Consider the following 10,700-nt stretch of genomic DNA (forward strand, 5'->3'; position numbering starts at 1 on the left):
GTGTAACCGTGTGCAGGAGCGGGGGTGGCCAGGGGAAGGAAAAAGGGCGAATGACGAAAAACGATGATCTGAGATGGCAGAGAGGGGCGGGAGTGTCAAGGGGGTGTACTGGTCGTACGAGTAGGGCGGGGCGGGGGATTTATGATTTACGATTGATGATTGATGATTGATGATTTGGGGATGGGGGCGTGGCAAGGCGCAGCGCAGGCTCAAGCGGAGGGGGATCGTCCCGATCCCCCATCTGAGGCGGCGATGGCTGCGGCGTGTATAAAGAAGAAAACCGCGTCTATTCGGCGCGGAATCTTGGGCTTGGGCGGAGCGTGGAGGGATCGGGACGATCCCTCTCCGCCGGAGTGCGGGGATTTCTGCGCGATTCTCAATCCTTCACCGATTTGCGCGCCTCGGTCACGAGGTTCATGAAGAGCTCACGCTGTTCGGCCAAGGCGGCGACGCGGTCTCCCGCCGGCAGCTTGTGGGCTTCGAGGCAGACGTGGCCCTGGTAATCGGCTTCCACGAGCAGCTTGGCGAGCTGGTCGAGCGGGTAGGTGCTCTGATTGACGCCCCGGATGTGAACGGTGTGGCCCAGGCGATCTTTGACGAGGGCAAAATTGGCCGCAAGACCCGCGCCGATGAGATCGGTGTCGTTCGAGTTCCAGCAGACGCGGACGTTGTCGCGGTCGGCTGCATCCATGATGGTTTTGATGTGGGGCAGTTCGGAGGTGTCCTTGCCGTGGACCTCAAGCCGGATTTCCTGGCCAAAGCCGACGGCGTAGTCGCCCAGCTCCGCCAGCGCCTTGCCGATCTGCGCGAGCGTTTTCTCCACGGGCACGTCCTTGGGGAGGCCGTTGGGCTTCACTTTGACGCCGCTGGCGCCGAGGTCATGGCTGAGCTTGATGTACTACTTGGCCCCTTCGATGTTCTTCTTCAGCTCGTCCTCCTTGGGGGAGTGAAATTCAAAATTGGTGCCCATGCCCAGGAGGTCCACAGGGGAGTCTTCAAACTGCTTCCGCACCGCCGCGCGCTGCTCCGGGGTGAGATCGGTGCTGACCTTGTGCGCATGGTCGATGCGCAGCTCCACGGCCAGTACCTTGGCGGCATCACAGTTTTTGAGCAAGGTGGGCAGATCCCAGTCTGCGCCCCACATGTAGGTGACGAGGCCAAACTGGATGTTTTCGCCCTTGTAGGAAAGCTTGGCGTCGGCGGCGAAGGCTGCGGCGGCACTGGTGCCGAGGACGGTATGGAGAAAGTGGCGGCGGGAGGACATGGTGGTGGGTGTAAACGCCTGCCACCGGCGGCTCATTGCAGCCGCCTGCCAAAACCTGCGGCCTCAGCGCACTTCGTCCGCCGCCTTTTTCTCAGCGGCGATGTCCTTGCGGCGGAATCCCTGGACGCGTCCGTCGCCCTTGTGGAGGTAGATTTTTTTGACATCGTCCAGCCGCATGATCACCCATGGGGAAAGGATGTTTCGCCCGTTCTTGGTATAGACAATGTTGTCCGCCAGATGAACGCAGGAGTGAAAGGCGTCGCCCGTGGTGTTGTCGAGAAAGAAGAGCACGTCGGCGAACTGATAGGGAGGCTCCACCGGGGTGAACTGCTCCAGCACCTGGCTGGTGGCCAGCCGTGCGTCCAGCAGGTATTGATGAGGCTCGTAGTTGAAAAAATTGAGCGAAGTCCAGTGGCAGTCCGGCATGACGCCATGCTTGGCCATGTCCAGGCCGGGATAGGTGTAGAGCAGCTTGCGGGCGAGCGCGGGCAGAATGTGAACGAGTCCAAGGTCATCCACACCGTCGAGCTCAATGATGGACCGGACCATGGGCTCCAAATCCTTGCGGCGGAGGCCGGTGCCAAAACTCCAGTATTTGATGATTTCCTCGGCGTTTGAGTGTCGGTCGAGCTTGAGGCGGATCATCAGGGTGCGCGTGCGGGTGCAGGCCTTGAAGATGGACCGGGCCTCGGAATCCGACTGGGAGTAATTCAGCAGGACAGGGATGTCGCTGAAGGCAATGGCGTCACCGCGTGTGTAGCTGAGCTGTTTGATTTTGCTGATGATTTCAGGCCGCAGCTTGCTGCCTTGGTACCATTCCTCCACCGAGGTGCCAATGATCAGGACCGGATCCGCCTGATATTCATTCTCCGGGTACTTCGCCAGTTCTGTGTAAATCACCGTCCGCGTTTTCGGGGTCATGCCCTCCAGCTCAGCCAGGGGAGGCAGCAGGTGTATGAAAGACCCTTCTTTGATCAGATGTTTCGGGTTGAGGAGGGTGGCGATCAACGACTCTGACAGGCCGGCTTTGGTAAAAAAGGCGGGCAGGCTGTAGAGTGAGGAGGCGGGGAAGGTCCAGCGCGGGATCGGGCTTGGCAGAGGAAACTCCTCAATAAGGCTGGCTGGTGCCTCCAGGTAGACGTAGGCGCACTTCATTAGCCCCCAGGGCCCGGGCGCGGTGTCGAAAACGGCGGGGCTGGAAGAGGGGGCTGGGGCTGCCGGGGTCTGATTGCTTAAGCCACTGAGGATGACGCTGAGATTTTCGGCACGGGTGATTTGTGCCTCTGAACCCGCCGGGAGTGACAACCCCGCAATGACTGCAGTCAGAAAGGACAGGCTGGCTTGACGAGCTATGAAGATGTTTTCTCGAAGGCTCCTGGAGAAGCAAAAAGAGAGGGAGTCTGGAGGCATTGGGTTGAGGCTTGCATGCAAGCATAGGCTGCTTGCACATCATGGGACAATCCCCCATGGCTGGGGGGGATTTGGTAGAATACGTGCCATTGAAATGAAAAAAATCATGCTGAATCCGCAGTCATAAAAAAACTCTCCGCTGGCAACGGAGAGTTTTGTCGAGGCAACCGCTGGTTACGGTTTGAAAGACCGGATGGCAGTGACTTTCACTTTGCGGGTGACGTGGTGGCTGTCAGTGGACAGCTCCAGTTCGTCGCCGACTGCCTTGCCGATCAGGGCTTTGGCAGACTCAGAGAGGTAGCTGATGATGTTCTTGTCCAGATCACCGTCCCAGGCTCCCAGAATGGTGAAGGTGTCCTTGGCACCGGATGCGAGGTCTTCAACATCGACGACCGTGCCGATGCCGACTTTGTCCGTAGGCACATTGGCGAAGTCCGTGCCACGGGCGTTGCGCAGTTCGCGTTCCATCTTGCCCTGCATGCGCAGGAGGACGGACTGCTGGTCGCGGGCGGCCTTGTAGCCGCCGTTTTCGCGCAAGTCACCTTCATCACGGGCGATCTGAATCTCCTTCTTGTTGTCAGGGATCTTGACGTTGACGAGGTCTTCCAGTTCCTGCTTCTTCTTTTCCAGGCTTTCCCAGGAGACGATGAGGGAGTCGTCTTTGTGAGCCCCGGCGTTCTCGTCCATCATGGCTTCCATTTCAGGGCGCACCTTGATGATGCGGGCCATGAGGGAGCGGCGGGTCAGTTCGTCAAAGAGGGAGCCGTTGATCAGGCGCTTGGCCAGCAGGCGGACGTCTTCGTCTTCTGCCTCTGCCACCATCTCGCCGAGGAGGGTCTTGTCATCCGAGAGCAGATCTTGGAGACGGCCAGTGCGCTTGGGTCCGCCTTCCATGTGATCGCTTTCGATGACGCCGAGGATGGCATGGCCGAGATCGATGTCGAAAACGGATTCCGCCAGGCCTTTGCGCTCGCGGGCCATCCAGATCAGCAGATCGGCGGAGAGCATGCGGTTGCGCAGGGATTTCTTCAGAGCATCGGCCAGCACGTCGAGTTCGTCGTTGGCATCCAGCACGGTGGCGATTTCTGCCACGGCGCGGCCACCGGTCTTGGTGAGGTGGTGCAGGATCTCAGGCACCCAGCCACGATTTGGGAAGGCTTCGGGGAAGGCGCGGTAAATGCGGCCGAGCAGGCTGGCGGAGAGTCCCTTGATGGAATCCGCGAGCACTTCCTTCGTCTCGGTGATGAGATCGGAAATCTTCATGGAGCCCATCGGCGCGGTGGCCGTGAGGTTTTCGAGGAGTTCATCGCGCGCCAGCAGGAGCTGGAGGCACTCCTTGAGGTTGAGCTTCACGCTCTTGCGGGCGGAGTCGGAGATGTCCTGGAAGACGGGGATGAGCTCGGTCTTCGGATCGGAGAAGAGGTCGATGTCCTTCTGGATGCTGGCCAGGGTGGCGAGCTTGGTCTTCAAGTCGCGCGCGGCGAGGAAGGACTTCACCATCTGGGTGCCGGCATTCTCCGCCTGGTCACGCAGCACCAGCTTTTCAGAACGCTTGGCGGGCACCACCACATGGCGGTGCGTCTTGAGCGCACGCTTGGCGCCTTCCCACCACTTCTTGTAGTCGGCGTCGGAGACGATGCGGCCCTTGAGAAGCTTTTCCAGGTCGTCGAGGTGCAGTGTGTTGCCGCTACTCTTGAGGGCCAGTTCCACCAGTGCGGGGGGATTCTTCGCCGCCATTTCCTTGAGGGAGTCGAGATCCGCCAGACGACGTGCGAGAAGGTGGTCCGGGGAGATGATTTCGAGCGAACTGATCGCAAAGGTGAGCTTGAGCGGATGGCCGGGCTTGCCTTCGAAATCGATCAGCAGGCGGTCGCCCAACAGATCCCATTCAGCGATTCGGCCGACGCCCCAGCTTTTGTGGAGAACGAAAGTTCCGGGTTCAAGTTTGGAAAGTTTCTCGCCGTCAGCAGCAGGGAGCTTGCCTGCGGCCACAATGTTTTGCACCTCTGGATTCATGGGACGCTAAGAGTAAACAGTCAGAATAAGGTAGCAAAGGAAACCTGTAACGATTCATTCACACTTTTCCCGGGTTTACCAAGCGATGCACCACAGCACTTTCAGGTAGCGGCTTTCGGGACAGTTGGACATGACTGGGTGATCCGCACCAGCTCCGGTGCGGTCAATGATCTGCAGGCGGCGTTTGTTCCGGTGCGCGGCGCGCATCACGATTTCCTCAAACTCAGCGACATCCAGCAGGCCGGAGCAGGAGCAGGTGACGAAGAGGCCGCCGCGCTTCAGCAGGCCCAGGGCTACGGCGTTCATGTCGTAGTATTTGTTGCGGCCGAGCTGGCCTTCCTCGGGGTCGCGGGCGAAGACGAGCTTCGGCGGATCGAGCACCACGGCGTCCCAGAGTGCCCCGTTTTGCTGCATCTGGCGGCCCCAGGTGAAGGTGTCGGCATGCACCCAGTCGATGCGGACCTGGTTCAAATCGGCGTTCTTTTTCGCCTGAGCGATTGCTTTTTCATCGAGATCCACAGCGGTCACGTCCTCGCAGCCCCCATGGATGCGTGCGCTGAGGGCGAAGCCCCCGGTGTAGCTGCACAGGTCCAACACGCGCCGGCCACGGGCCAGATGGCCGAATTTCAGGCGGTTGTCACGCTGATCGCAGAAGAAACCGGTCTTGTGCCCGTCTTCGAATCCGACCTGGTAGCGCACGCCATTCTCGCGAATGCGTACGCCGCGCGGGGCGGGGGCGTCCGCTTCCGGCACCTCCGAGTAGCGCATGCCTTCGATGCGGGCGATGTCCGGATCCACCTCGATGAGATGCTGCTTGGTGCCCAGTGCGGCGTGCAATTTGGGCAGCCAGCGGGACAGGCGACGCCACACGCCGAGCGTGGTGACTTCGATGGAAAGCACATCGGCATAGCGATCGACCGTCAGGCCGCTGAGGCCGTCCCCGTCCGAAGAGATCACGCGCCAGGCGTCGGTGGTTTCATTGAGCCGGAGTGTCTTCAGGCGCAGGTCCAGCGCGGCATCCACCCGGGCATCCAAGGCCTCTTCGGTGAGCACCTCATCGCCATGCTGGAGCACCCGCAGAGGCACCTTGGCATTCGGATTGAAAAAGCCGCTGCCAAAGAGCTGCCCCTCCTTGTCATACACATTCACCAGATCGCCCGCTTTGGCGTCCGGGGACACGGCGCGGAGCATGTTTGGATACACCGCCGGATGAAACGAAAAATACTTCATCTGCGCCCAGGGTCGCAGCCAGGACTCGCTGCCAGCAGGGGGCGGAGCGGGAGATTCACGGCGGGGATAACGCGGGGGAGGGGGCATGGGGGAAGTTGACGGTGGTTGAAGGCTCGCTGCGCGGGCGTTGACAGTGGTTTGAAGAACTCTGTTCCACAGCCAACAACTGCAAACAACCGCAAACCACAGCAAACAACCGTCATCTTCCCCTCCGCCCCTTTTCCCGCTGGCATGCGCGTTGCTCCCCGCTTAGGTAGGCCTGCATTCCGCTCACACACCATGGCCTCTGAAAAGCCCGTCACTCTCAAAGACCTCACCATCCTCGGCAAAGAGAACATTCCCTCAGGGGGGGGATTCTTGATCCTGCCCAGCCAGCTGGGTTACTTTGATCTGCTGCGACTCGAACTCGTGCTGGCTGGCCGCGAGGTGATCTATGTGGTGAAAAAGGGCGCCGCCCTGCACCCGCTGCTGCGGGTGCATCTGGAGCGTGAAAGCGTGCACGCCATGGAGTTCACCCCGGGTGAGACGGAGACCTCCGCCTACCGCAGCGCCATGGCTGACGCTGCCAAAAGCGGGGCGGTCATCATCTATCTGCCTGCTGAGGCGGCGACGATGGTCTCCCCCATGACCACCGTGCCGGGCACGAAGCTGGAATTTTTGCTCAAGGCCGGAATCCCCGTGCTGCCGCTGCATGTGCACCGCCGTCAGGACACCGCCCTGCCGATCGAGCGGCGCTACAGTGACGCCGAGGTCATCTTCAATTTTGGCAAAGTACTGCAGGGGGACGAAACGAACCTCCCCAACTATCAGGAGCGCCTGCTGCTCCTCTCTGAGCAGTGCATCAACGAATGCGCCGCGCTCGAACTCAGCCTCGGCTACGCCTTGATCCTGGGCTTCAAAAAGCATGGCACCCGCAACAGCGTGGTGGATGGCAAGGACGAAAAGATCCTGCGGTTCGACAAAGTTTTTGCCACCGCACTCGCGCTGTCAGAGGTCGTGAAAAAGGAGACCAAAAAGAATCGCGTGGGCATCATCCTGCCACCAGGTTTGGGCGGTCTCATCTGCAATGTGGCCGTCGTCATGGCCGGGAAGATTCCGGTGAATCTCAACTTCACCGCTGGACGCGCCGCCATTGAAAGCTCCATCCGTCGTGGCGAGATCGACCGCTTCCTGACTGCGGACATTTTTGTGCGCAAGATGCAGAGCTTCCCCTGGCCGCCGAGCAAACAGCTCATCCTCATCGAGCGCATCCTGCCGAAGATGAAGCTCGCCATCGCCAAATGGTTGGTGCTTAGCAAGATTCTGCCCGCCGCCGTTCTGGCTGCCATGCTGGGCATCTCCAAAAAAGGCGGGCGCAAAGAGGCGCTGCTGCTCTTCACCAGCGGCAGCTCCGGCGAGCCCAAGGGCGTCGCGCTCACGCATCGCAATCTGGTGGCCAACGTCATGCAGTTCGGCAGCCGTCTCGGCATGCAGAGCAACGACAGCATCCTCGGCTGCCTGCCGCTTTTCCACAGCTTTGGCTGCACCGTCACCCTGTGGTTCCCGATCATCTACGGGCTGCATCTTGTGACTTATCCCTCTCCGCTTGAGGTGAAGAAGCTCGCGCAGCTCATCGAGAAGTATCGCATCACGCTGATGATCTCCACGCCGACCTTCCTGCGCAGCTACCTGCGTGGCGTGAATCGTGAGTCACTGGCCTCCATCAAATACTGCGTGACCGGCGCGGAAAAACTCCCCAGCACCGTGGCGGACGCCTTTGAAACCCGCTTTGGCAAACGTGTGCTCGAAGGCTACGGCCTCACCGAAACCTCCCCGGCTTCAAACTTGAACCTGCCTGATCCCGAATCGCTCGGCGATGAGGAAAGCGGTTATAGCTGGCTGCCAAGCCATCGACAAGGGTCCGTGGGCCACGTCGTGCCCGGCATGGCGGTCCGCATCACCAACCCTGAAACCGACCAGCCGATCCCTCTGCATCAGAGCGGCATGATCTGGTTCAAGGGCCCGAACGTTTTCGAAGGCTACCTCAACGATCCGAAACGCAGCGCCGAAGTGCTGAAGGACGGCTGGTTCCGCACCGGCGACATCGGCCGCGTCGATCTCGACGGCTTCCTCTACATCGAAGGCCGCCTGAGCCGCTTCTCCAAGATCGCCGGCGAGATGGTGCCGCATGAAACCGTGGAAGAAGCGCTGGTGAAAGCCATGGGCCTCGAAAACGAAACCGTGCGCAAGATCGCCGTCGTCGGCGTCCCCGACATCGACAAAGGCGAGGCACTCATCCTCCTCACCAGCATGCCCGGCGGCCCCGAGCACCAGGAAATCCTCGACCTCCGCTACCGCCTCCTCGACAAAGGCATGCCGCCTCTGTGGATTCCGAAAAAGATGATCCGCGTCAGCGACATTCCGGTGCTGGCCTCCGGCAAGCTGGATGTGCAGAACTGCGAGAAGATTGCGAAGGCTGGGATGTGAAAGTAGCCCAGTTGCGCCGCAACTGGAGTGCTTGTTGTACCCTGATTTGCGCTGTGAAGTTTGATGAGGCGAGACCAATAAACTACACCAGGCTTCTGGCGTCGAATTGTTCTATGTCAGCTCACGCCTCAGAGTGATGCATCTGGGGACCTTTTAAGCTCATGGAATCAGGTGTTTCCATTTCCCCAAAAAGTAAAGGTTAAATGAACATCAGCAGTCCCTAGGCTCAATAATTGACTAGGCGAAAAGTGAAAATTTTCGATCTCCCCGGGGTCAATATCTAAATGAAGCGTGAAATATGTAGCTCCATGACAACTCAATTGAGGAATAACCTCTGGCAACGCATTCAGTAACCCTTCAAGGGGATCGGCTTCAGATTGCGGTGTGACTGCTAGTGTGCCATTTCCATCTGGTGACCTTTGATTACGCCATCTGCCAGATTTGCATATTTGTCCTGGGCTAACTTGATCAAGCCAGAACAGTGATTTGGGTAAATTGCATTTTTTAGGATGAAACAGGTCTCCACAAACTATGCAAACAGCGCGTGATTTTGATCTTGTGCGTGGTTCATGGCGCATATGCAGGGCACTTCAAGAGTGGGGTAACAACAGTCTGGAACTTATTTTCAACTAGCACCATAGTACCGTCCGGCTTGGGATAAATATCAAAATTGGCATCAGCTCCTAATTCCTATCCAAAACGCTGGCGGAGGTTTCCGCTTACACAATGAGCATGCAGTCTCCATAGCTGAAGAAGCGATAGCGTTCGCGGATCGCCTCCTCGTAGGCCTGCATCACCAGCTCTTTGCCCGCAAACGCGCTCACCAGCATGATGAGTGTGGACTTCGGCAGGTGAAAGTTTGTCAGCAATCCGCCCGCGACGCGGAACTCAAAGCCGGGATGAATGAAGATGTCCGTACTGCCCTGCGTGGCGATGACTTTTCCATGATCGCGCGCCACCGTCTCCAGCGTGCGTAGCGCGGTGGTGCCGACGGGGATGATGCGCTTGGCATTTTGCACCGCTTCGGCTGTGGCCGCTGAGACTTCATAGACCTCCGAGTGCATCTTGTGATCGGCGATGTTTTCCACCTTCACCGGCTGAAAGGTGCCGACGCCGACGTGCAGCGTCACAAACGTGTGGGGCAGGGGATTCAGGACGTCCGGGGTGAAGTGCAGCCCCGCAGTGGGTGCGGCGATGGAGCCTTCGCTGCGGGCAAACACCGTCTGATAACGCTCGCGGTCGGCAGGCTGGTCATCGCGGCCCATGTAGTGGGGCAGGGCCAGATGGCCATGTTTGGATTCATCCACGACGCGGTCGAACTCGATAATGCGGTCGCCATTGTCCTCCATGATCTCCACCACCGTGCCCGTGGCCTCGCCAATCGGCACCGTGTGACCGATACGGAATTTCTTCCCCGGCTTCACCATGCATCGCCAGCGAGTGGGCGTCAGCGGGTTGAGACGCAGCACCTCGTGGCCTTGATTGGTGAAGTAGCGTGCGGGAACCACACGCGTGTCATTCAAGACGAGCATGTCCCCGGCCTCACGTGAGATGAATTCCCCGACCTCCCGAAACATCCGGTGCTCAATCCTGCCTTCTTTGCGATGCAGCACCATCATCCGCGACGCCGAACGATCCGCCAGCGGTTCACTGGCGATGAGTTCGGGCGGCAGGTGGTAGTCGAAGTCGGAGGTCAGCATGCAGTGCTCTTCCCTAACTTGAAACTTTGAACCTGAAACCTGAAACTTTGCCCTCCCCGTCCGATTCCTCCCAAACTTTGTCCTTCCCATCTCCCGCCGTTCCCGCCTATAAGAGCCGCGTCATCCTTCCAATCATCATGTCAGACAAAAAGCTCAACATCGCCGTCGTTGGCCTCGGTTTCGGGGCGGAATTCATCCCCATCTGGCAGCGCCATCCGCTGACCACCTGCTACGCCATCTGCCAGCGCGATGAGAAGAAGCTCAAGACCATCGGCGATGCCTTCGGCGTGGACGTGCGCTACACGGATTTCAAGACGATGCTCAAGGACCCGAACATCGACGCCGTCCACATCAACTCCCCGATTCCCGATCACGGCTGGATGAGCATCGAGGCGCTGAAGGCGGGCAAGCACGTGGCCTGCACCGTGCCGATGGCCACCAGCATCGAAGACTGCAAAAAGATCTGCGATCTCGTCAAGAAGACTGGCCTCAAGTACATGATGATGGAGACCGTCGTCTATGCCCGCGAGTACCTCTTCATGAAGGAGCAGCTGGATCAGGGCAAGCTGGGCAAGCTGCAGTTTGTGCAGGCCTCCCACCAGCAGGACATGGAC

At 59.2% G+C, this 10,700-nt stretch carries 8 protein-coding genes; 2 read left to right on the plus strand and 6 right to left on the minus strand.

The genetic code is table 11. The features are described from left to right. Positions 1 to 376 precede the first annotated feature (376 nt). From WAW39_RS15380 to WAW39_RS15400, 5 genes are all read right to left on the minus strand, one after another. Positions 377 to 895 carry a sugar phosphate isomerase/epimerase family protein gene (locus WAW39_RS15380; protein ID WP_422320091.1) on the minus strand — a complete coding sequence of 173 codons (519 nt, stop codon included), beginning with the start codon at positions 893 to 895 and terminating at the stop codon, positions 377 to 379. A 3-nt stretch (positions 896 to 898) separates the two neighbouring features. Then, positions 899 to 1,264, minus strand: a complete 366-nt coding sequence (locus WAW39_RS15385) for a hypothetical protein (RefSeq protein ID WP_422320084.1) — start codon at positions 1,262 to 1,264, stop codon at positions 899 to 901. A gap of 63 nt (positions 1,265 to 1,327) precedes the next feature. Next, positions 1,328 to 2,419 carry a hypothetical protein gene (locus WAW39_RS15390; RefSeq protein ID WP_422320085.1) on the minus strand — a complete coding sequence of 364 codons (1,092 nt, stop codon included), beginning with the start codon at positions 2,417 to 2,419 and terminating at the stop codon, positions 1,328 to 1,330. A 429-nt stretch (positions 2,420 to 2,848) separates the two neighbouring features. Then, complete coding sequence (locus WAW39_RS15395) at positions 2,849 to 4,690, minus strand: GreA/GreB family elongation factor (RefSeq protein ID WP_422320086.1); 1,842 nt, start codon at positions 4,688 to 4,690, stop codon at positions 2,849 to 2,851. A 75-nt stretch (positions 4,691 to 4,765) separates the two neighbouring features. Continuing rightward, complete coding sequence (locus WAW39_RS15400) at positions 4,766 to 6,007, minus strand: class I SAM-dependent rRNA methyltransferase (RefSeq protein WP_422320087.1); 1,242 nt, start codon at positions 6,005 to 6,007, stop codon at positions 4,766 to 4,768. A gap of 192 nt (positions 6,008 to 6,199) precedes the next feature. Between WAW39_RS15400 and WAW39_RS15405 the strand changes: the two genes are divergently transcribed. Further along, positions 6,200 to 8,386 (plus strand): AMP-binding protein, encoded by a 2,187-nt coding sequence (locus tag WAW39_RS15405; protein ID WP_422320088.1) that lies wholly within the window; start codon positions 6,200 to 6,202, stop codon positions 8,384 to 8,386. 719 nt (positions 8,387 to 9,105) lie between these two features. Here WAW39_RS15405 and queA read toward each other — a convergent pair. Continuing rightward, positions 9,106 to 10,086, minus strand: coding sequence for a tRNA preQ1(34) S-adenosylmethionine ribosyltransferase-isomerase QueA (gene queA / locus WAW39_RS15410; RefSeq protein ID WP_422320089.1), 981 nt, complete (start codon positions 10,084 to 10,086; stop codon positions 9,106 to 9,108). A gap of 137 nt (positions 10,087 to 10,223) precedes the next feature. On the opposite strand from queA, the gene WAW39_RS15415 reads away from it, so the two are divergent. Beyond that, positions 10,224 to 10,700 (plus strand): Gfo/Idh/MocA family protein (locus tag WAW39_RS15415; RefSeq protein WP_422320090.1); only part of this gene is annotated, 477 nt, incomplete at its 3' end.

The organism is Prosthecobacter sp., assembly GCF_049294395.1.
Classification (GTDB): Bacteria; Verrucomicrobiota; Verrucomicrobiia; order Verrucomicrobiales; family Verrucomicrobiaceae; genus Prosthecobacter.

Coding starts and splice junctions, on each gene's coding strand:
- WAW39_RS15385 (WP_422320084.1), bottom strand. CDS start 1,264: ATGTCCTCCCGCCGCCACTTTCTCCATACCGTCCTCGGCACCAGTGCC.
- WAW39_RS15405 (WP_422320088.1), top strand. CDS start 6,200: ATGGCCTCTGAAAAGCCCGTCACTCTCAAAGACCTCACCATCCTCGGC.
- WAW39_RS15395 (WP_422320086.1), bottom strand. CDS start 4,690: ATGAATCCAGAGGTGCAAAACATTGTGGCCGCAGGCAAGCTCCCTGCT.
- WAW39_RS15390 (WP_422320085.1), bottom strand. CDS start 2,419: ATGAAGTGCGCCTACGTCTACCTGGAGGCACCAGCCAGCCTTATTGAG.
- WAW39_RS15400 (WP_422320087.1), bottom strand. CDS start 6,007: ATGCCCCCTCCCCCGCGTTATCCCCGCCGTGAATCTCCCGCTCCGCCC.
- queA (WP_422320089.1), bottom strand. CDS start 10,086: ATGCTGACCTCCGACTTCGACTACCACCTGCCGCCCGAACTCATCGCC.